Below are 21,135 nucleotides of genomic sequence, written 5' to 3' on the forward strand. Positions count from 1 at the left end.
AATTAATGCATTGCTATGTGGCATTTATTTAGAAGCCATTATTCCAAGTGTGCCGTATTGGGTTTGGGTGTCTTTGTCTGCAGGATTAGTTACCTTTGTAAATTGTTTCCGGCTACGTATTCTTGCCAACTTTAGTTTCTTATTTGTGCTTGCACCCGTCATGCTAATGCTGTTTTTTGTGTATTTAGTCATTCATGGCGTAAGTGCCAAACAAGGCATTGAGCACGTTTGGACCATTGCACCATTATTTAATGGCGACACCCATATTTTGCCTTTAATTGCGGGCGCTTCGATTTTATGTTTTTCCTTTTTAGGTTTCGATGCTGTAACCACTTTGTCGCATGAAACCCAAAATCCTAAAAAGAATATTCCACGTGCGGTTTTATTAACCACGCTGATTGGTGGCGTTATCTTCTTTGCAGCAGCGTGGTTTATTCAACTGTATTTTCCTACCAATGCACAATTTAAAAACCCCGATGAAGCATTACCAGAAATTGTTTTATATGTGGGTGGCGCGTTGTTCCAGTCGGTGTTTTTAACGGCACAAATTATGAATACGCTTGCTTCAGGTTTGGCCAGTCATGCCAGTGCTTCACGTTTAATCTACATTATGGGCTGCGATGGTATTTTTAATAAAAAAACATTTGGGCGTTTGAATCCAAAATTAGGTACGCCATTATTTTCTACTTTATTTGTCGGTGTGATTTCACTGAGTGCAATTTTTTTAGATCTTGCCCAGGTGGTGAACTTAATCAGTTTTGGCGCATTGGTGGCCTTTACTGCGGTCAATTTTTCGGTCTTTATGAAGTTTTATGTGCGTAATGGGCAAAAACAAGGTTTGAAAAATAAATTATTCAATGTATTTTTGCCGCTTATTTCGGTCGCTGCGATTGTGTGCTTATGGTTGAACTTAGAAAAAAGTGCATTGATCTTTGGTTGTGGATGGTTTTTTGTCGGACTGACTTTTTATCTTTATCGGAAATTTAAAAAGCAAACCATTGCAATTAACGGCGCATTTGAATAAATAAACAAGGTGTATTGATGATGAAACAATTAGTTAAGAAACCCACATTATTAAATGATGTTGAATTTAAATTAAGTCAAAATCAATTGAGTGGTAAAGACTGGAATTGGATCAATCCGCAAAAAGCCACCATCGAGGGCATTGCTGCAAACTATTACGAAAGTTCGTTAGATGATTGGCATTGCTTCGATTCGCTGAAGCACGATACCGAATGTGATGTGGTGGTAATTGGCGCAGGGCTTTTGGGTAGTTCAACGGCATTGCATTTGGCAGAACAGGGTGTAGAAACCATTTTGCTCGACAAAGACCGTGTGGGCGGTGCAGCTTCGGGGCGAAATGGTGGCCAATTAACGCCGGGTTTGGCACGTTGGGAAGCGGAGGAGATGATTGAAAACTTAAGTCATGCCGATGCAAAACGTTTGTGGCGTTTCACCTCAACAGAAGCAATGCAATTAATTGATGATATTTCTGCAAAATACGACTTAGATTTAGCGCGTCAACACGGACACATTACGGCCGCGGTGCATGAAGGGCATTTGGTGGCATTAACCCAAGGCTCGGACGCACGAAAGTTTTTAGGTGAGAATCACACGCAAGTGGTGGGCAAGCATGAACTGTATGATTATGTTCGCTCTGAACAATATCAAGGCGGATTGGTCGATCGCTTAGGTGGGCATATTCATCCATTGGCACTTAACCGTGGATTGGTTTATGGCTTTGTTCAAAATGGCGGGACTGTGTATGAATGCACTGAAGTGGTTGAAATTGTAGAACAGCCGGATGGGATTTATGTGAAGACCGCGCAAGGCTGCATTAAAGCGCGTAAAAGTGTGGTGATTGGTGTTCATCATACCTCGTTTAAATTGTTGCAAAACAACACGCAAACCACTATTCCGTTTTATACCTATGTGTCGACCACCGCGCCTCTAGAGGTCGATTTAAAAGAACTGTTGCCGCAGAATCATCCTGTTTACGATACGCAATTTCAAATTGATTATTACCGGGGTGTGAGCCAAAACCGCTTGTTGTTTGGTGGGCAGGGCACAGGAACATGTTGGAATCCAGAAAAAACCAGTCAGTATTTATTGGGCCGCATTCAGCATGTGTTTCCACAATTAAAACAGGTTGAGCTCGATTTTGTCTGGAGTGGCACTACTGATTTAACCATGAATGGCGCAACCGACAGCCGTAAATTTGGCAATAAATATCCAATGTACGCTGTACATGGTTGGAGTGGGCATGGGGTGGCACAAACCGTAAGAATCGGTAAAGCCATTGCAGAGGATTTTTTAGGCTCGGCGGAAGATTTTCAGATGCTCTCGCAAATACAGCATTCCAATATTCCTCTTGGCCGTAGCTTAGCGCCTATAGCCATTCCGGTGGCCAAAGGCGCATTTAGTCTTGGGAATTTAATTAACCCGGGTAAAATGGTTTCGTTTTAAGTGTTGATTTAAAAAAGTCGAGTGGATGAAACACTCGACTTTTAAATGCAGCTGCCGTTTTTTTACAGCAATTTAAAAATCATCTTTTTGATACATATGCGCCATACGTTCTAGTTTGGTTTTTAAATATTGCTCATTAAATGGATTTAAGCCAACAGTCAGCGGTACACGGTCAACCACATTAATGCCTAAATCTTTTAATGCTTTAATTTTTAAAGGGTTGTTGGTAATCAGTTTGACTTGATTTACATGCAAATGATCAAGCATGATTTTGCACATGTCATATTGACGGGCATCGGCCGGTAAATTGAGCATTAAATTGGCATCGACGGTGTCGTGTCCTTGGTCTTGTAAGGCGTAGGCTCTAATTTTATTGGTTAAACCAATGCCACGACCTTCTTGGCGCAAATACAAAATTACGCCTTGGCCGGCATCATCAATGAGTTTTTGTGTGGCTTTGAGTTGTGGTCCGCAATCGCATTTTAACGATGCAAACGCATCACCAGTTAAGCATTCAGAATGTATTCGGACTAAAACGGGTTCAGTGCTGGGCATGTTCAGCCCTTTAGATAGAGCAACATGTTCCTCGCCAGTTTCAGGGTCTTGGAAAACACTAATATTAAAATCGCCAAATGCGGTTGGAAGTTTAGATGTTGCAACAAAAGCAATCGCCACAGTCAAGCTCGTCGTATATCAATAATCGCCAAAATTATACCGTACTGATCAAAGATTCCTAGATTACGTATACAAAAATTAAGCCAATCCTTTTCTTTTTTTGTGCAAACTACTTAATAATAGTTGAACATTGCTATCATTTTTCAGGATAATCAACATCCTTGTCTTAGACAATACAATGCACAATTTTCAAAAAAGAAATGTGGCACATTGAAAACACCGCCCGATGAGTTAGAATAATCGGTTTACGTCAATCCCCTAGCTTAGGAAATTGCCAGGCTCTAGAAGGCTTCGCCACATTATGCTGTATACAGAAATCCCAACTCAACGCCCTGTTACGCCATTGTTGGATGCAATAGATCATCCAAAACAATTACGTCAGTTAGATCTGAATCAGTTAGAACAGGTCGCAGATGAGTTACGTCAATACATTTTGTATGCTGCTGGGAAAAGTGGCGGACATTTTGGCGCCAACCTTGGTGTTATTGAGCTAACCGTTGCCTTACATTATTGTTTTAATACGCCAAACGACCGCCTAATTTGGGATGTGGGGCACCAAGCTTATCCGCATAAAGTGTTAACAGGTCGCCGTGAACGCTTAACGACGATTCGTGCAAAAGACGGTTTGGCGGCATTTCCTGCCCGTGAAGAGTCTGAATTTGACCATTTTGGTGTTGGGCATTCATCCACCGCTATTTCAGCGGGTTTAGGCATGGCTTTGGCTCGCCGTTACCAAAAAAATCCGGGTGAAGTCGTTGCCATTGTTGGCGATGGTGCTATGACAGCCGGTATGGCGTTTGAAGCCATGAACGATGCTGTGGCACATCATGCCGATTTATTGGTGGTTCTGAACGACAATGATATGTCGATTTCTCAAAGTACCGGTGGTTTTGCCAAACATTTGGCTGCCATTTGGGAAAAAGGACAATCTATTCATATTGATGTTGCTGGTCAGGCATTTGTCGCACCGCACCCTGAATGGGATTACAACTCACGTTTGCATCAAGCAGCCACCCAAGAAGCCGATAATTTATTTAAAGCCATCGGTTTTGATTATTTTGGTCCGTTTGATGGCCATGATGTGGAGCAATTAACACAAGTTTTTCATGCATTAAAGCAGCGTAAGGGCCCAAGATTAGTTCATATTTACACGAAAAAAGGTAAGGGTTTTGCCGCAGCAGAAGCCGACCCTATTGGTTATCATGCCATTGCTAAAAAAAGCACCGCAGTACAAACCAATAGTCCAGTTAAAAAACCCGCACCTAAATATTCAGATATTTTTGGACAATGGTTATGTGATGAAGCCGCGCAAGATTCACGATTGTTAGCGATCACGCCAGCGATGTGCGAAGGTTCAGGCATGGTTAAATTTGCCCAAACTTATCCTGAGCGCTACTTCGATGTCGCGATTGCCGAGCAGCATGCCATTACGCTTGCTGCCGGTATGGCCTGTGAAGGGTTAAAGCCCGTTGTTGCGATTTATTCGACCTTCTTACAGCGTGGATACGACCAACTCATTCACGATGTGGCCTTGCAAAACTTAGACGTGACCTTCGGAATTGACCGTGCAGGTTTGGTGGGTGAAGATGGCCCAACCCATGCGGGCGCTTACGATTATGCCTATATGCGCACCATTCCAAATTTGGTCATCATGGCGCCTAAAGATGAAAACGAATGCCGACAAATGTTACACACAGCGTATCAATACAATGGGCCTGCGGCAGTGCGTTATCCACGTGGGGCGGGTGTTGGCGTTGAAGTTGAAAGTGATATGACCGTGCTTGAAATCGGTCGCGCTGAAATTGTAGAACAGATTCACCCGCAACATGACGAACAAATTAGTATTTTGGCTTTTGGTAGCCGTGTGAGCCCCGCATTGCAAGCAGCAAAGCAGTTGGTGCAAAAGCTAGATGTGGGTGTGCGCGTGGTAAATATGCGTTTTGTGAAGCCTTTAGATGAGCAAATGCTTGCCGATTTGGCAGATCAAACCAGCTTATTTGTTACCGTTGAAGAACATGCAGTTATGGCGGGTGCGGGCAGTGCGGTCAATGAAGCACTTGCTAAAATGAACCTGATGAAACCGATGTTGAATTTAGGCTTAGCCGACAATTTCTTGCCGCAGGCCGACCACGCACAAATGCTGCAAGATTGTGGTTTAGATGCCAAAGGCATTGAAACGCGTATTATTCAGGCGTGGACAAAAAATATTCAGCATGTTTAGTTTTTGATTTTTAAAACTAAAAAATATTGTTTAGCAAAAAGCGCAGATATTTGTTAGAATGTCTGCGCTTTTATGCATTATTCTTTGTCAAAATCTTTAATTTGTTTTAAGTGGGTGTTCAATGGAACCTATGGTGGTGATGGCTGCGCGTGCGGCTCAAATAGTTGGTCAAGAGCTTTTAAAAGCGCATCAGAATCGTCATAAACTAGACTTGCAAGTTGAAGAAAAAGGCATTGATGGTCCTGTTACACGCGTAGATCGTTACATCGAACAATTAACGATTGATACATTACGTAAAAGTTATAAAAATCACAGCTTCCTTGGCGAAGAATTTGGTCTGCAAGAAGGCAAAGGCCACGATGCAGATTGGTGCTGGATTATCGATCCTTTAGATGGCACATTAAATTTTATTAATGGTTTTCCACATTTCTGCGTATCTATTGCGGTACAACACAAAGGCGTAACTCAGCACGGTGTTATCTATGACCCTGTAAAAGATGAGCTATTCTCTGCAAGTCGTGGTCGTGGTGCAATGATGAATCAGCGCCGTATTCGTGTAAATGTTAAAGACAGCTTAGAAAATACCTTTGTTGGTGTTGGTCACGCATACCGTGCAAAACGCAATGGTGAAGTGATTTCGTATGCAAAAAATCATTTTGAATCATTACTTAAAGTCACTGAAGCTGGCGCGCAATATCGCCGCGGTGGTTCTGCTGCACTCGATTTAGCTTATGTGGCTGCTGGCCGTTTAGATGCGTATTTTGAATTAGGCTTAAAGCCGTGGGATATCGCTGCGGGCGAATTAATTGTGAAAGAAGCGGGCGGTACTGTGGTTGATGCACGTGGTGGCATGGACTCAATGGAAAACGGTCAAGTCTTGGCATGTTCGATGAAATTATTAAAGCCGTTAATGCAGCAAGTAATTCCTGCATGGGGTGAAGCTGCCAAATAAGCAGTGATCAAACACCGCTAAAAATCCAGCGCTACAATGCGCTGGATTTTTTTTGCCTGTCATTTCGGCTTAGCTTAGCCAGTGTTGTTTGAATTCATCGGGCCAAAATTTAGCTGGAACCATCATGCACATTGAGGTAGATGGATGAATTAGGATCGGAATTTGCTGTGAGGATAATTGTCTATTTGGGCTATGAGCTCTAATCATAATAAATGTAGTTGAGCGAATGGGCGTATTCGATAATAACTCGGGAACATGCCAATTGACGCCACGTTCATGTTCATTGGTGACCATCTCTGCCAGTGCATGTAGTTCCATTTGATCTGGAATGGTATTTTTCAGCGCATAAATTTGTGCAGCAACTTCAGATAAATACTCAGGGTTATCATCAAAATCTTGTGTTTGTGAATATACCAATTGTGCGGGATGATCCATGTTGCCTTCACTAAACAATAAGTTGTTGGCTTGCACAATGGCCGCCCAAACAATTTGCCCTTCATTAAGTAATAACGACTGCTGGCGATATAATTCGATTAATGGATCGTCTGCTGTCATCCATGAGGGTGGGTTGCTTTTTAAAAATAAATTTTGAATATAGCGAATGAACTTATTTTGTTGATTAAAATTGTCACGTATTTCTTGGATGATGCTTTTTGCTGAAGTGATTGTTGGCATTTTGGGTATTGAATATAAAATAAAAAATAGTATATCTGTCTAATGAATTAAATCGTTTAAATCTTCTGTATTTATGTAAAAAGAATAAAATAGCGTGACATTCATTTAAATTCTGCTATAATTCGCGCTACGCACTTAAATTTCGTTCATTACCTGAACATTTCTCTTCTATTATTGTGTATGCGCGTCCGGTCCAAAGAGAGGACAATTTTTCGCGCCCCACCCAATCGCTTAAGCGATTCTTTCAGGTTGCGGCTGTAATCATGTGTGCGTTATACGCATCGTCGTTCTCGGATCGCCGCTGATTCTATATTTTCAGCGTTTACTGCTGTGCCGCTATTTGTCGATGTCCAATAGACTTTATTTATCTGGAGCACCCATATTAGGGTGAATATCTCTATGAGCAAAACTTTTGCTGATTTTTCATTAGACGACTCACTACAACAAGCACTTGAAACACTTGGCTTCACTGCGCCAACACCTGTGCAAGAACAATCTATTCCTGCAGCTTTAGAAGGTAAAGACCTTCTTGTATCTAGCCAAACAGGTTCTGGTAAAACTGCTGCATTCTTGCTTCCTACATTAAACGCTTTAGCTGGCCAAGAAGTTTTGCCATTTAAAGACCGTATGAAAGCCATCACTCAACCTAAAATTTTAGTGATTTCACCAACACGTGAATTGGCTCAACAAGTTTGCCAAGACGCAATTGCATTTGTACGCCATATGAAAGGTGTTCGTGTTGCTGCAATTATGGGTGGTATGCCTTTTGGTAAGCAAATCCAACAATTAAAAGGCGCTCAAGTTGTTGTTGCAACGCCAGGTCGTTTACTTGACTTAGTGAACCGTCGCCAAATTAAATTAGATTTAGTTGACTCTTTAATTGTTGACGAAGCTGACCGTATGCTTGACTTAGGTTTCTCTGAAGACCTAGAAGCCATTAGCGATTTAGCTTCAAATCGTAAACAAACATTAATGTTCTCTGCAACATTTGCACCGCGTATTATTAATCTTGCAGAACGCATGATGAATGATCCTGAGCGTATTGCAATTGAAACAGGTCATTCAACCAATACCGATATTAGCCAAACGCTACATTGGACTGATGGTTTTGAGCACAAGAAAAAATTGCTTACCCATTGGTTAAGTGAAGAAGATTTAGATCAAGCGGTTGTGTTTGCGTCAACTCAAGAAGATACAGACATGCTTGCTGAAGAGCTTTCAGAAGCTGGTCACTCGGTTGTTGCGCTTCACGGTGCAATGCCACAGACTGTACGTAACCGTCGTTTACGTAGCATTCGTGAAGGTAAAGCAAAAATCTTGGTTGCAACTGACGTTGCGGCACGTGGTTTGGACGTTCCGACCATTTCACACGTGATTAACTTTGGTTTACCAATGAAACACGAAGATTATGTACACCGTATTGGTCGTACTGGTCGTGCGGGTCGTACGGGTAAAGCAATTACTTTAGCCACTTACCGTGAACGCGGTAAAATTCGTGCTTTAGAAGATTACTTAGAAGCGCGTTTAGAAGTATCTGAAATTCAAGGCCTTGAGCCATCTCCACCTCCTGCGCGTTCAGGTCGTGATGGTGGTGGTCGTAACGGCGGTGGTCGTGGTCGTAACGGCGGTGGTCGTAGCGGTGGCGGACGTCGTTTCGAAGGTGAAAGTAACTTCAAACGTCGTGAAGGCGGCCGTGATGACCGTCCACAACGTTCGTTCGGTGAAGATCGTCCACGTCGTGAATTCAATGGCGACCGTCCACAACGTTCATTCGGTGGCGAAGATCGTCCACGTCGTGAATTTAATGGCGACCGTCCACAACGTTCATTCGGTGGTGAAGATCGTCCACGTCGCGAATTTAATGGCGACCGTCCACAACGTTCATTTGGTGGTGAAGATCGTCCACGTCGCGAATTTAATGGCGACCGTCCACAACGTTCGTTCGGTGGCGAAGATCGTCCACGTCGCGAATTCAATAGCGACCGTCCACGTCGTGAATACAATAGCGACCGTCCACAACGTTCATTCGGTGGCGAAGATCGTCCGCGTCGCGAATACAATAGCGACCGCCCACAACGTTCGTTCGGTGATAAGCCACGTTTTGATTCAAATGATGATAACCGCGGTAACCGTGCAGATTACAAGCCTCGTTCATTCCGTGGCAATGGTGATCGTCCGGCGTTTGGTGGCGAAGATCGTCCACGTCGCGAATTTAATAAATCAGACCGTCCAAACCGTGAAGGTGGCGACCGTCGTCGTAAATTTTCAGACTAATTGATTGTTTTAAATATGAAAAAAGCCAATCTTCGTGATTGGCTTTTTTTATGTAAATAGCGACTTTAAAAAGGTTTTATTGGGCAATTCATTTTATTTATGCAAAGCTTGGTTTAACGAATATATTCTATATAAATCGTGTAGCTTGCGCTTATTCTTTGTACGGAAAATGTATGCTATTGCTTAAAGGATAAACTTTTTTATTGCCAAAATGATAAGTTAAGTCCTAGCAACCCTATGGGGAATTCTTTAGAATATACTCGGCTTTTATGTATTGAATTTATTTTTTAATAAAGCATTAAACTGGTGATGTGTTTAAATTGATTTTAATTAAAAAATAAATCGCGATACCCATGTTTTATACGCTCTTGTAAAGATGAAATTAACTGCTCTGAAAATAAGCAGGAACCAGTTTATGATAAAAAAAACAGCAACTTCGTCGACTCAAGCCTTAATTGAGGTGAAGAATCTAAGTTTTAAACGAGGTGCGCGGGTTATTTATGACAATGTAAATCTTAATATTCGCCGTGGCCAAATTACCGCGATTATGGGGCCATCGGGTACCGGAAAAACCACCTTGTTGCGCCTGATTGGCGGTCAGTTAATTCCTGATTCTGGTCAAGTGCTGTTAGATGGTCACGACTTATCTAAAATGAGCCGTCACGATTTATTTGCAGCGCGTGCGCGTATGGGCATGCTGTTTCAAAGCGGTGCTTTATTTACCGACATGACGGTCTATGAAAATGTGGCATTTCCTATTCGCGCACATACTAAATTACCTGAAAACCTGATTGCTGAATTGGTTGCGCTGAAACTTGAATCTGTCGGGTTACGCGGCACAGAACAATTAATGCCTTCGGAGTTGTCCGGTGGCATGAATCGACGGGTTGCGTTGGCACGCGCCATTGCTTTAGATCCCGATTTAATTATGTATGACGAGCCTTTTGCCGGACAAGACCCGATTGTGATGGGCGTATTGACTCGTCTTATTCGTTCTTTACGTGAAGCATTGGACTTAACCACCATTATTGTTTCGCACGATGTAGATGAAACTATGTCGATTGCCGACTATATCTATATTGTCGCCGAAGGCTCGATTCAGGGCGAAGGCACACCAGATGAGCTTCGAGCGCATCCATCGGCATTTGTACAGCAATTCTTAAATGGCGATGCCGAAGGCCCTGTCGATTTCCAATTTAGTCAGCAAGCTTATTTAAGCCAAGAGGTAAGTTCATGAATGCTATTGCCGTTTTAGGTAGACGTGTGATTGAACGTGTGCGCGGTATTGGGGTTGCAACGGCCATGTTGTTGCAAATTATTTGCTCTGTGCCGACATTACTTGGCATTCGTTTATTTATCTATCAAATGTACCGCGTTGGGGTAATGTCGCTGCTGATTATTGCGGTCTCGGGTTTATTTATTGGCTTAGTGATTGGCTTGCAAGGCTATAACATTTTAGTCAATGTCGGCAGTGAGTCGATGCTCGGAACCATGGTCGCACTCACGTTATTACGTGAATTGGCACCTGTGGTGGCCGCCTTATTATTTGCAGGCCGTGCTGGCTCTGCATTAACGGCAGAAATTGGTTTAATGAAAGCCACCGAGCAACTTTCGAGCATGGAAATGATCGGGGTTGATCCACTAAAACGCATTGTTTCGCCTCGGCTTTGGGCGGGCATTGTTAGTTTACCCATGTTAACGGTGATTTTTGCTGCGATTGGTATTTTTGGTGGCAAATTGGTGGGGGTTGATTTCTTAGGTGTCGATGAAGGCTCTTTTTGGAGCGGCATGCAGAGTTCAGTCCAATTTCATCACGATGTGATCAATGGCGTGATTAAAAGCATTATTTTTGCGGTGCTGTGTACATGGATTGCTGTGTATCAAGGTTATTTTTGCGAACCGACGTCTGAGGGCATTTCAACAGCAACAACGCGTACTGTTGTGTATTCGTCTTTATGTGTTTTAGGTTTCGATTTTGTGTTGACTGCGGTCATGTTTGGAGGAGTGTGATGAAATCACGTGTAAGTGAGCTGGCCGTAGGTGTTTTTGTCATCCTGTTTGGTTTAGCATTATTTTTCTTGGCTATGAAAGTGAGTGGCTTAACTGGCAATACGTTAGGCAATAGTTACAGCATGACGGCACAATTTGACAATGTGAATGGATTAAAACCACGTGCCAAAGTAACCATGAGCGGCGTAACCATTGGGCGGGTAGAGTCGATTACACTTGATCCTGTTACGCGCTTGGCGAAAGTAAGCTTCGATTTAGATGGAAAATTAACGTCATTTAGTGCCAATCAACTTAAAGTGGTTGAGAAAAATAGTTTAGACGAGCTGCGCTATAGTGACGATTATCAACAAGCCGATGCAGCTAAACAAAAAACAATGGAACAGCAACTGTTAAGTAACATGAACTCCATCACCAATATTGATGAAGATGCTTATATTATGGTGGCAACCAATGGGTTATTGGGCGAAAAATATTTGAAAATTGTGCCTGGCGGTGGTTTGAACTACGTCAAGCGCGGTGGCGTGATTAGTAATACCCAAGGAACGATGGATTTAGAAGATTTAATCGGTAAGTTCATTACGGGTATGTCAGGAAAATCATCAGATAGTTCGAGTACCAAAGCAGCATCTGAAGCTGCACCAGCAGACCCACAAACCTCATTTACTGAATAAGAAACGATTAGGAGTCATAGTGTTGAAAACATTAATTAAACAAACATTAACCGCAAGTATTTTATCGACCATGATGGCAGGCGTTGCAATGGCGGCACCTGCTGAAGCGCCAAACGTTTTTGTAAAACGTATTGCAGATAGCTTAATTAGCCGTTTAAAAACAGATCATGCCAAACTGCAAAATAACCCTGCGGCAGTAACGGCAATTGTGCAGCAAATTCTTGAGCCGAATGTCGATGCGCAAGCGTTTACCCGTATTGTGATGGGAACCTATGCATCTGCACAAAATAGTACCGCTCAACAACGTGCGACCTTTGAACGTAATTTACGCCAAAGTTTAATTCAAAATTATGGCACGGCATTGGCGAAATATAGTAATCAAAACTACAGCTTACGCCCATACAAACAAACGGGCAGTGCGTTTCCTGTAGTAACGATTGACTTTAACAGCCAAGGTCAAAAAACCCCAATTTCTTTTCAGTTAACCGATGCTGGCAGTCAGTGGAAAGTACGTAATATCAATGTTGCAGGCATTGATTTAGGGTTACAGTTCCGCAATCAATTTGCCGATACGGTAAAACGTAATGGCGGTAACTTAGACAAAGCGATTGCAAGTTTCAAACCCAATGCAGATAACGCAGCCAAAAAATAATTGAAGGGCATAGGTGTCAGGTGATTGAATTTAAGTCGCAGCAATTGGTGCTCTCTGGCCATGTTGATTTTAAAAATGCAGCACAGTTGTATAACCAAGGGCTAGAGATTATTCGTAAGCAAGCCAATTTCCCGTTGGTGGTCGATTTATCTGGGCTTGAGCAGGGAAATACACTGGCTTTGGCTATTTTGGTGCAATGGTTACGCCAAACACCACAAGCCAATGGACTGCATTTTAAGGCGGTGCCGAGTAAAATGCTGAAAATTATTCAGGCTTGTCACTTACAAGATGATCTGGCTTTTATTCAATAAGAGCCAGATCAGGTATTGATGTTGCTGATACGAAAAAACGCAAATCGATGAACATTCATGGATTTGCGTTTTTTTATAGACAATAAACACTCGATTGTGATGGTTAAAATGATATTTAAATCCATTTTTTCCAGCGGAAATACAACATTGGGCCAAAGAAAGTGGCGAGAAGTACAGCGCTCACAATAGCAAGGCTAAGTTTGCCATGTGCAAATGGCAATTCATCAATATTCATACCGTACATACTGGCAATCAGCATTGGTGGCGCAAGCATACTCGGTAAAATCGAGAAGCGACGAATGGTATCGTTTTGTTCGGTGTTAATGAAACCAGATGTGGTATCGAGTAAGAAACGCACTTTTTGGAATAAGAAGGCGTCATGCTCAACCAATGAGCGCACATCTTCACTCATTTCGCGAATTTCTGCATCGTAAATATGACTGCCAAGCGCGCGAGGACGAGATAAAAAAGTCAGTACGCGGCGTAAATCAATTAAGCATAATTGGGCTTTACCAAGCATGTCTTCTTGCTGAGCTAAGCGCGTAATCATGTCATCTAAATCAAGCACTTGTTCACGATGATGATTGTTCAAAACTTCGGTGGAGTACTTTTCTAAATCTTTATGGATGTCTTCTAAAATATCCGCCAATTCATCGAGTTTGGCTTCAAGCAGCCCAAACAAAACCCAAATCGGATCTTTGTAGTCAATTTCATAATCATTGCGACGCGCGCGCGCGCGAAAAGCACGAAAAGCAACTAACTTTTCGCCACGTAGGGTAATCAGGCGCTCTTTGGTTAAAATGAAGGCAACGGTTTGTACAGTTGCTAACATATTTCCTGCATCATCCCCATCCTCGTCAGCTTGATAATTCTTATTTTTTGTTAAAAAATAAGTACTGATGTGCAGGACACCATCATCATCACGATAAAAGCGAGCAGAAGATGAAATGTCTTCTAGAGATTTTAAAGTCGGTAGATTCTGTTCATAAGCATCAATGACCCATTGCTGTTCTTCTTGCGAAGGTGCAATTAAGTCAAGCCATACCAATTCTGGATGTAAATCAAATCCACCATTGATAGCTGCATCTTCGAGACTACCACGCTCTGTGGCGTAAAAAGCTTCAAGCATCGGTGTCTTTCTCCCTTCGGCATGGGGGGTGGAACGATGCGTGTATTTTAGACAAGGAATGAATTAAAAACACTGTTCAGTTTGTTAATTTGCAAAAAAAATGATGCTTTAGTTTATTTTTAATACATGACAGTTAGATAACAGGTTAATTTTATGAAATCGATTGCAATTTTTTGTGGTTCTAAGGCAGGTAATCAGCCTGTATTTGTGCAAATTGCACAACAGGTGGGAACATTCTTGGCGCAAAAAAATATGACTTTGGTCTATGGCGGTGGTCGTTCTGGGCTGATGGGGACTGTTGCGGATAGTGCTTTACAAGCTGGTGGGCAAGTTATTGGGGTGATTCCAACCGCGTTGGTGGATAAAGAATTGGCGCATCCGAATTTAACCGAGCTGCATGTGGTTAAAAATATGCACGAACGCAAAACCAAAATGTCAGAATTATCCGATGGTTTTATTGCATTACCGGGTGGTGCAGGAACCTTAGAAGAGATTTTTGAACAATGGACATGGGCGCAACTGGGCATTCACGCCAAACCGTGTGGTTTTTTAAATGTGAATGGCTTTTACGATCCGTTGCTAGAAATGGTCGAGCGCACGGTGGCAACCGGATTTACCCAATCGCGTTTTTCTAATGCCTTGCAAGTTTCAGACAACATTGAAACTTTATTTTCGTTGTTTGAACGCTATGCATCGCCCGAGCCGAAATGGGGTGTGACAGATGTGGTGCCTTAAATTTTGAGTTAAACGCTGTAAGGGTGAATGGGCACATTCATCTTCTTTTTAGTTGGCAATTGCTAAACACGCTGCGTGAATTTCCGTACAACCCAATTGCTTTAATTGTTTGGCAAGTGCATCTAATGAGCTGCCTGTGGTGATGACATCATCAATAATTAGTACGCGTCTAAAGCGTAGCTTGGGTTTTTGTGCGATATAAAATTGTTGGTCGATGTGTTGTCTGCGTTCTACGCCAGAGAGCCCTTTTTGTGCATGTTCATTTTTTCTGGAAACGGGTTGCCAGATTGGGAGGTTAAGATGTGCAGCCAGTTGTTGTGCCAATAACAGCGATTGATTATAGCCCCGTTCTGCTAGGCGTTGTGGCGACACCGGCATGGCGACAATCGCTTGCACTTTGGGCAATTGAAGACTGCGTAAAAGTTGCGACAGCAAGGGCAGATAATGCAATTGCTGCTCGTATTTAAACTGCTGAATCATCCGATTTAATGGATAGCTATAATGACAGGCAACCTGTAAATGAAAATTCTCATGTTCCGCATGGTGTCTTTGCCAAGGCAGTTGTTGCCAACAATCCTTACATAACGTGCGTTGGATATCTACTTTGGCTGACTGGCACAGCTTACATGGTAGGTGTATACGCAAGATGCCTTGCAAGGCTTGAACAAGTTTAAATATACGCATAGCGCGGCGCTTCTGGTAACCAGCGTTTAAGCAAGGGTTCTATTAGCTGAGGATAATGTGCCAAAATTTGCTCGGCAACGTAATGCGCTTGGGCGAGAAGATGATCATCTCGTTCAAGTCGTGCAACTCTAAAGCCCATATCGCCAGTTTGTTTGGTACCTAAGAGTTCACCCGGCCCACGCAGTTCTAAGTCTTTTTCGGCAATCACAAAGCCATCATTACTTTCTCTTAAAATGGCCAGTCGCTCATAACCATTTTGCGACAGTGGGGTTTTATATAATAAAGCACAAAAACTGGCTAAGGCCCCGCGCCCCACGCGACCACGCAATTGGTGTAGTTGCGAAAGTCCAAGGCGTTCTGCATTTTCAATCACCATGATGCTGGCATTGGGAACATCGACCCCAACTTCAATAACGGTGGTGGCAATCAGCAGCTGTAATTGGTTTTGTTTAAAGGCGTGCATGACACTTTGTTTTTCGGCCGCTTTCATTTTGCCATGCACTAAACCAATATTCAGTTCGGGAAACTGGGTTTTAATTTCACTATACGTGGCTTCGGCCGCTTGTGCATCAAGCGTTTCCGATTGTTCGACCAATGTACACACCCAATAGGCTTGTTTGCCTTCACGGCAATTATTGGCAATCCGCTCTAGCACTTGATTGCGCCGTTCGAGTGGAATAGTGACCGTTTGAATCGGCGTTCTGCCTGGGGGCAGTTCATCAATAATTGAGGTGTCTAAATCGCCATAGGCACTCATGGCAAGGGTGCGTGGAATGGGAGTGGCGGTCATCACCAGTTGATGCGGTGTGCTGCCTTGTTCACCTTTATTGCGCAATGCTAAACGTTGGTCAACACCAAAACGATGTTGTTCATCAATAATGACTAAGCCGAGTTTTAAAAAACGAATATTTTCTTGAAATAGCGCATGGGTTCCGACCACCAGTTGTGCCGTTCCTGTGGCAATTTCTTGTTCGGCTTGCGCGCGGGCTTTTCCCTTTTGTTTCCCCGAAAGCCATGCCACTGAAATGCCTAACGCTTCAAACCAACGGCTAAAATTTAAAAAATGTTGTTCCGCTAAAATTTCTGTGGGGGCCATTAGTGCCACTTGCCAACCCGACTCAAGCACATGGCATGCCGCCAGTGCTGCAACTAAGGTTTTTCCTGCGCCAACATCACCTTGTACCAAGCGTAACATGGCTTTATTTTGTTGTAGGTCATGGGCAATTTCTTTAGAGACGCGCTGCTGGGCTTGCGTGAGCTTAAATGGCAATTGTGCCAATAATTGTTGGCCAAGGGTTTGACTGCTTTGAATGATGGGGGCTTGAATTTGACGGATATAGGCGCGGCGGGTTAATAAGCTGACTTGGTGCGCCACCAGTTCTTCAAAAATAAGGCGTTGCTGAGCAGGATGCGTGGCCTGAGCCAACTGCTGCATATTGGCGCTAATGGGTGGTTCATGCAAATACAGCAATGCATCTTTAAGAACATAGCCATTGTGAAATTTCGATGGAATCAGCTCAGCTAAATCATCGCTGTGTTGGTTGAGCGCGAGTTTGACATATTCACGTAATTTCGGCTGGGTTAAGCCATCGGTACTGGGATAAATTGCAGTGAGTTGTGTTTTGGGAAGTCCCGTTTGTGCGGTAACAGCTTGAATTTCTGGATGATACAGCTCTAATCCTCTTGCACCGACACGCACTTCACCAAACACACGTACGCGGTTGCCCATTTTTAGTCGCTCGGTGAGGGCTTTATAAATATGATAAAACCGTAAGGTGACTTTGCCCGTTTCATCTTGTAGTAATACCGCCATTGACTTGCGTTTGCCCGGAGGGAAATCTACCGACTGCACCACACCTTCCAATAAATAACTACGCCCTACAGTTAATTGGTTCATGGCAATAATCGTGCTACGATCTTCATAATCACGCGGAAGGTGAAACAATAAATCTTCGGTGCTGAAAATATGTAGTTTTTCAAGCAAGGTTGCAGTTGCCTGACCAATGCCTTGCAGGGTCTGAATTGAGCTCATGTCTCTCCAGTTGGATACCTGAATATGAATATTTTATTTATTGGCTATGGTAAAACATCGCAACGTGTTGCAAAACAGTTATTTGCAGATGGTCACCAGATTTATACCATGAGCCGAAGTGTAAAAATAGACCCATTTGCACAGCACGATATTCAAGACCTTCAGCATTTAGATTTAAGCCATTATCCTGCCATAGATTGGGTCTATGTTGTGCTTAGCCCCAGCGAGCGCAGTGTTGAGGGCTATCAAAAAACCTATGTCGATACAGTCGCGCCCACGGTTAAAGCGTTGCAAGGACATCCTGTGCAGCGCGTTGTTGTGGTGTCCTCAACTCGTGTCTATGGTGAAGATACAGGGCAGGCGATTGATGATGAAACTCCGCCAAATCCGCAAGATCCTCAAGCGCAAATATTGCTAAACATGGAGCAGTTGTGGCAGCAGGCGTATCCCGAACAATGTACCATCATTCGTCCGAGTGGCATTTATGGGTATAGTGTGGCGCGTTTGCAAAACATGTCTGATGTAAAAAGTTATCCCAATCTGCACTGGACCAACCGCATTCATATTGATGATTTGGCCAGTTTTTTAGCTTATTTAACACGCTTGCCGTATTCGAGTATTGCGTCAAGTTATTTGCTGAGCGACTCAAAACCGATGCCAATGCATGAAATTTTACAATGGTTTCAACAACAACGTGGTCAGCCCGTACTTCAACTTTTAGATTCAACGCTGCAAACGGGAAAGCGTATTTATGCAACGCGTTTGTATTGCAGTGGCTTTGTTTTAGCGCATCGAAATTGTTTTGAGGTGTATCAACAATTATTAACCACAGCAGAGAAGGTATAAAAAACCACGCCGTAGCGTGGTTTTTGAAGCAAATTATTTGCTTTTACGTTTGGTGCGGCGCTTGGCATTTTGCGCGGCAACCGCATCTAAAGCTTGTTGCAATTCGTCGTCACTAAATTGAGTGATTTGTTGCAACATGTGTAAAGTGGTGTCATCTAAAATCAGGTTCGCGTGGTGTGCAACCTGACTAAAACGCGAGTCATATTCAAGGAAACCTTGATCGTTCGTTTGAATATAATTTTGCTGCGTCAGCACTTTTAAGAAGCCTTGGAATAGGGCTTTATCAAAAAATTCTGGCGAATTAAACTCGTACAATGCAGATAAACGCTGACCGAGTAAGTGGCTTAAATCTTCGACTTGTTTGGCTGAAATATTACCCGAACCACGCTGTGTAATTAGAGCCACCGTCATAAAGTAGCGTTCTAAACTTTGTTTTACTGGCGCGGCCATAAGCACAAGTTGCTGATGTGCTTCGGTATTTGGCATTGGACTGTGTAAAACGCCATCTTCATCTTGGGAAATAAGTTCCGCTTGAATTAGCGTGTCGATGTATTGTTGAATCGGTGCTTCTAGCTCACTGACATCCCATTTCATAAACAGTTCAGCTTTTAAGAACGGGTAGAGCGTGCAAATCACATTACATAATGTTGCACGTTTGATTTGTCCATTACGTTCAACCAATGACGCAATTAAAGACGGAATAACAAAGGCATGCATAATGTTATTGCGGAAATAGGTGAGTAAAACCGCTTGATTGTCTTCAATGGCAATAATATCGCCCAGTGCATGTTGAACACGTTTAATCAGTTTGAGTTTTAAGCCATAACGAATCATTTCTTGACCCGATAACGGCGTCACTTCAGTGCGCTGATCATACGGCACTTGGGTGATAAGCTGACGATACGTTTCAAGCTGTTTAATAAATACCGCTTCATCTAAAGTATGTTTATCGGTTGCAAGCAGGGTTAATGCAAGCAAAGAAACGGGATTAATGACTACCGCATTATTAATTTTTTTCAAAATTTCGTAAGCGGAGCTGTTTACGGCGTCTGAAACTTCACTTGGAATCGGGTCGTCATTCTTTTCAATACGAATATGATCGGCTTTATGCGCTTTGAGTAAGTCATCTAAAAAGACCGGTTCACCAAAGTTTAAATGCACTTTACCGAAAATACGTTCAATTTTACGTAAGGTTTTTGCAATGCCCAGTAAAGATTCGGTTTCTTTGGGCTTACCTTGCATTTCACCAATATATGTCGAGCCTTCCATCAGGCGTTCATAGCCAATGTAGGTCGGAATAAACACAATCGGTTTATTGCTGCGGCTGCGCAAATGACTGTGTACCGTCATGGCCAACATGCCCGTTTTAGGTGGCAATAGGCGACCTGTACGTGAACGTCCGCCTTCAATAAAGTATTCTAATGGCGTGTTGCGAGACAAAATACTGTACAAATATTCTTTAAATACCGATGTATATAGCCCATTGCCACGGAAAGAACGGCGAATAAAGAATGCACCACCGCCACGTAAAATTTGCCCAACAAAGGGTAAATTCAAGTTATCGCCAGCGGCAATATACGGCACCATCAAACCACGGCGATGAATCACATAAGACAATAACAAGTAGTCAATATGGCTGCGGTGGCACGGGGTATAAATGATTTCATAATCCTTGGCCAATTCTCGAACCGCATTGAAGTTATGGACTTCTACACCATCGTAAAGTTGCGTCCATAATCGCGTCAGTGCCATGTCGCCAAAACGCACGGTTGAATAAGAGTAGTCCGACACAATTTCATTCACATAACCAATCGCGCGGCGCTCGGCTTCAAACAAACTAATTTTGCTACGGATACTTTCACGGCGAATCGCTTCTTGTACATCGTTGGATTTCACCAAAGATTGCATCACATTACGGCGGTCGGATAAATCGGGGCCTAAAATGGCTTCGCGCTGACGATCTAAATATTGATTTAAATGATTCACAATATAGGTTGCAGGCGAAAGATTCGGATGCTCAATCTGTGCCACTTGAATTAAATCTCGCAACGACTGTTGTGGATGAAACTCTAAGAACGATTGACGGCCATGCACACCAATATTAATTAATTGTTTGAGCGTGCTTGGCGTGGCCCATGTATCTGTAAATAACAGTTTAAACAACGAATCTTCTTTGTCTGGCGAGCGACCCCATAAAATAGTCACAGGAACAATTTGAATATCCAATTCAGGATTGTTTTCCAGTACATCAATCAGGCGTAATAAACGCGGCGGTAAGGTCGGGCTGCTTGCGGTAAAAACGGTAAAGTCCGATTTTTGCAAGAAAAACACCGATGTTTTTTCTTCTTGCCCTGCAATGTTTAATGGTTCTAGTGCAGCAGGTAATTGCAAGCGACGTGTTTCGCCATCGAGCACCAGCGCATTACTGCGTGAATAATTTTGTAAAACATAGCAAGTGAGCTTTTGAACGTGCTGTTGTTCAGTGGGCGCTTCGCTAGACACGGCTTCAGTTGACGTAGGCGGAACATCTCCAAGAAGGTGTGGTGTGACCACAAGATCAAGAATTTTGCTTGATAGTCTGCGATAAATTTGACCAAAGCTATTCTTGGGCATAAGAACTCCTACTTCAACGTGATGTAAAGTCGTGATTAAAAATACAGGCGAAAAGGCACAAGAGATTCATCGTGTGAAATTCGTTTAGCCACGTATTTTAACCAAAATCTTGTAGTTTGCGCACAAATTTGGTTGAAAAAACGTATTTTTATTAAGGGATTCAGCAAAATCACGTTTGATAAAATCTGC

The 21,135-nt window shown here is 42.9% G+C and carries 18 protein-coding genes; 12 read left to right on the top strand and 6 right to left on the bottom strand.

All coding sequences use genetic code 11. The features are described from left to right. Together I2F62_RS10045 and I2F62_RS10050 are read left to right on the top strand one after the other, a co-directional pair. Nucleotides 1-1,024 (top strand): APC family permease (locus tag I2F62_RS10045; RefSeq protein WP_324626879.1); only part of this gene is annotated, 1,024 nt, incomplete at its 5' end. Between the two features lie 20 nt (nt 1,025-1,044). After that, nucleotides 1,045-2,466 carry an FAD-dependent oxidoreductase gene (locus I2F62_RS10050; protein ID WP_324626918.1) on the top strand — a complete coding sequence of 474 codons (1,422 nt, stop codon included), beginning with the start codon at nt 1,045-1,047 and terminating at the stop codon, nt 2,464-2,466. Nucleotides 2,467-2,538: 72 nt separating this feature from the next. Here the strand turns inward: I2F62_RS10050 and ribA are convergent, their stop codons facing one another. Then, the gene (gene ribA / locus I2F62_RS10055; protein WP_324626880.1) at nt 2,539-3,141 is read right to left on the bottom strand and encodes a GTP cyclohydrolase II; all 603 of its coding nucleotides are present in this window, start codon (nt 3,139-3,141) and stop codon (nt 2,539-2,541) included. A 301-nt stretch (nt 3,142-3,442) separates the two neighbouring features. On the opposite strand from ribA, the gene dxs reads away from it, so the two are divergent. Both dxs and I2F62_RS10065 read left to right on the top strand, forming a co-directional pair. Then, nucleotides 3,443-5,362, top strand: a complete 1,920-nt coding sequence (gene dxs / locus I2F62_RS10060; protein ID WP_324626881.1) for a 1-deoxy-D-xylulose-5-phosphate synthase — start codon at nt 3,443-3,445, stop codon at nt 5,360-5,362. A 121-nt stretch (nt 5,363-5,483) separates the two neighbouring features. Next, nucleotides 5,484-6,314 (top strand): inositol monophosphatase family protein, encoded by an 831-nt coding sequence (locus I2F62_RS10065; protein ID WP_324626882.1) that lies wholly within the window; start codon nt 5,484-5,486, stop codon nt 6,312-6,314. Between the two features lie 69 nt (nt 6,315-6,383). On the opposite strand, the gene I2F62_RS10070 is transcribed toward I2F62_RS10065, so the two are convergent. Beyond that, complete coding sequence (locus I2F62_RS10070) at nt 6,384-6,989, bottom strand: hypothetical protein (protein ID WP_324626883.1); 606 nt, start codon at nt 6,987-6,989, stop codon at nt 6,384-6,386. Nucleotides 6,990-7,388: 399 nt separating this feature from the next. On the opposite strand from I2F62_RS10070, the gene I2F62_RS10075 reads away from it, so the two are divergent. From I2F62_RS10075 to I2F62_RS10100, 6 genes are all read left to right on the top strand, one after another. Next, the gene (locus I2F62_RS10075) at nt 7,389-9,263 is read left to right on the top strand and encodes a DEAD/DEAH box helicase (protein ID WP_324626884.1); all 1,875 of its coding nucleotides are present in this window, start codon (nt 7,389-7,391) and stop codon (nt 9,261-9,263) included. 415 nt (nt 9,264-9,678) lie between these two features. Next, nucleotides 9,679-10,500, top strand: a complete 822-nt coding sequence (locus tag I2F62_RS10080) for an ABC transporter ATP-binding protein (protein ID WP_324626885.1) — start codon at nt 9,679-9,681, stop codon at nt 10,498-10,500. Then, nucleotides 10,497-11,273, top strand: coding sequence for a lipid asymmetry maintenance ABC transporter permease subunit MlaE (gene mlaE, locus I2F62_RS10085; protein ID WP_324626886.1), 777 nt, complete (start codon nt 10,497-10,499; stop codon nt 11,271-11,273). The genes I2F62_RS10080 and mlaE overlap by 4 nt, the downstream gene beginning before the upstream one ends. After that, entirely contained in the window at nt 11,273-11,944 is a 672-nt protein-coding gene (locus I2F62_RS10090; RefSeq protein ID WP_324626887.1) for an outer membrane lipid asymmetry maintenance protein MlaD, read from the top strand. Before mlaE ends, I2F62_RS10090 begins: the two co-directional genes overlap by 1 nt. 22 nt (nt 11,945-11,966) lie before the next feature. Beyond that, on the top strand, nt 11,967-12,596 hold the full coding sequence (locus I2F62_RS10095) for an ABC transporter substrate-binding protein (RefSeq protein WP_324626919.1): 630 nt from the start codon (nt 11,967-11,969) through the stop codon (nt 12,594-12,596). 20 nt (nt 12,597-12,616) lie between these two features. Then, entirely contained in the window at nt 12,617-12,907 is a 291-nt protein-coding gene (locus I2F62_RS10100; RefSeq protein WP_324626888.1) for an STAS domain-containing protein, read from the top strand. Between the two features lie 115 nt (nt 12,908-13,022). Here I2F62_RS10100 and I2F62_RS10105 read toward each other — a convergent pair whose 3' ends face one another. Further along, complete coding sequence (locus tag I2F62_RS10105; RefSeq protein ID WP_324626889.1) at nt 13,023-14,036, bottom strand: CorA family divalent cation transporter; 1,014 nt, start codon at nt 14,034-14,036, stop codon at nt 13,023-13,025. A 153-nt stretch (nt 14,037-14,189) separates the two neighbouring features. On the opposite strand from I2F62_RS10105, the gene I2F62_RS10110 reads away from it, so the two are divergent. Next, the gene (locus I2F62_RS10110; protein WP_324626890.1) at nt 14,190-14,771 is read left to right on the top strand and encodes a TIGR00730 family Rossman fold protein; all 582 of its coding nucleotides are present in this window, start codon (nt 14,190-14,192) and stop codon (nt 14,769-14,771) included. Nucleotides 14,772-14,819: 48 nt separating this feature from the next. Here the strand turns inward: I2F62_RS10110 and I2F62_RS10115 are convergent, their stop codons facing one another. Next, the gene (locus tag I2F62_RS10115; protein WP_324626891.1) at nt 14,820-15,455 is read right to left on the bottom strand and encodes a ComF family protein; all 636 of its coding nucleotides are present in this window, start codon (nt 15,453-15,455) and stop codon (nt 14,820-14,822) included. After that, nucleotides 15,442-17,487 carry an ATP-dependent DNA helicase RecG gene (recG, locus tag I2F62_RS10120; protein WP_324626892.1) on the bottom strand — a complete coding sequence of 682 codons (2,046 nt, stop codon included), beginning with the start codon at nt 17,485-17,487 and terminating at the stop codon, nt 15,442-15,444. Before recG ends, I2F62_RS10115 begins: the two co-directional genes overlap by 14 nt. Nucleotides 17,488-17,511: 24 nt before the next feature. Here recG and I2F62_RS10125 point away from each other — a divergent pair, with 24 nt between their 5' ends. After that, entirely contained in the window at nt 17,512-18,333 is an 822-nt protein-coding gene (locus I2F62_RS10125) for an NAD-dependent epimerase/dehydratase family protein (RefSeq protein ID WP_324626893.1), read from the top strand. Nucleotides 18,334-18,366: 33 nt separating this feature from the next. Here the strand turns inward: I2F62_RS10125 and plsB are convergent, their stop codons facing one another. Then, nucleotides 18,367-20,946, bottom strand: a complete 2,580-nt coding sequence (plsB, locus tag I2F62_RS10130; RefSeq protein ID WP_324626894.1) for a glycerol-3-phosphate 1-O-acyltransferase PlsB — start codon at nt 20,944-20,946, stop codon at nt 18,367-18,369. Nucleotides 20,947-21,135: the final 189 nt, after the last annotated feature.

The organism is Acinetobacter sp. MD2(2019), from assembly GCF_035615615.1.
Taxonomy (GTDB): domain Bacteria; phylum Pseudomonadota; class Gammaproteobacteria; order Pseudomonadales; family Moraxellaceae; genus Acinetobacter.

Excerpts from the sequence above, each read along its gene's own strand:
- I2F62_RS10050 (WP_324626918.1), top strand. The coding sequence starts at position 1,045 with ATGAAACAATTAGTTAAGAAACCCACATTATTAAATGATGTTGAATTT.
- dxs (WP_324626881.1), top strand. The coding sequence starts at position 3,443 with ATGCTGTATACAGAAATCCCAACTCAACGCCCTGTTACGCCATTGTTG.
- I2F62_RS10065 (WP_324626882.1), top strand. The coding sequence starts at position 5,484 with ATGGAACCTATGGTGGTGATGGCTGCGCGTGCGGCTCAAATAGTTGGT.
- I2F62_RS10070 (WP_324626883.1), bottom strand. The coding sequence starts at position 6,989 with ATGCCAACAATCACTTCAGCAAAAAGCATCATCCAAGAAATACGTGAC.
- I2F62_RS10075 (WP_324626884.1), top strand. The coding sequence starts at position 7,389 with ATGAGCAAAACTTTTGCTGATTTTTCATTAGACGACTCACTACAACAA.
- I2F62_RS10080 (WP_324626885.1), top strand. The coding sequence starts at position 9,679 with ATGATAAAAAAAACAGCAACTTCGTCGACTCAAGCCTTAATTGAGGTG.
- mlaE (WP_324626886.1), top strand. The coding sequence starts at position 10,497 with ATGAATGCTATTGCCGTTTTAGGTAGACGTGTGATTGAACGTGTGCGC.
- I2F62_RS10090 (WP_324626887.1), top strand. The coding sequence starts at position 11,273 with ATGAAATCACGTGTAAGTGAGCTGGCCGTAGGTGTTTTTGTCATCCTG.
- I2F62_RS10105 (WP_324626889.1), bottom strand. The coding sequence starts at position 14,036 with ATGCTTGAAGCTTTTTACGCCACAGAGCGTGGTAGTCTCGAAGATGCA.
- I2F62_RS10110 (WP_324626890.1), top strand. The coding sequence starts at position 14,190 with ATGAAATCGATTGCAATTTTTTGTGGTTCTAAGGCAGGTAATCAGCCT.
- I2F62_RS10115 (WP_324626891.1), bottom strand. The coding sequence starts at position 15,455 with ATGCGTATATTTAAACTTGTTCAAGCCTTGCAAGGCATCTTGCGTATA.
- recG (WP_324626892.1), bottom strand. The coding sequence starts at position 17,487 with ATGAGCTCAATTCAGACCCTGCAAGGCATTGGTCAGGCAACTGCAACC.
- I2F62_RS10125 (WP_324626893.1), top strand. The coding sequence starts at position 17,512 with ATGAATATTTTATTTATTGGCTATGGTAAAACATCGCAACGTGTTGCA.
- plsB (WP_324626894.1), bottom strand. The coding sequence starts at position 20,946 with ATGCCCAAGAATAGCTTTGGTCAAATTTATCGCAGACTATCAAGCAAA.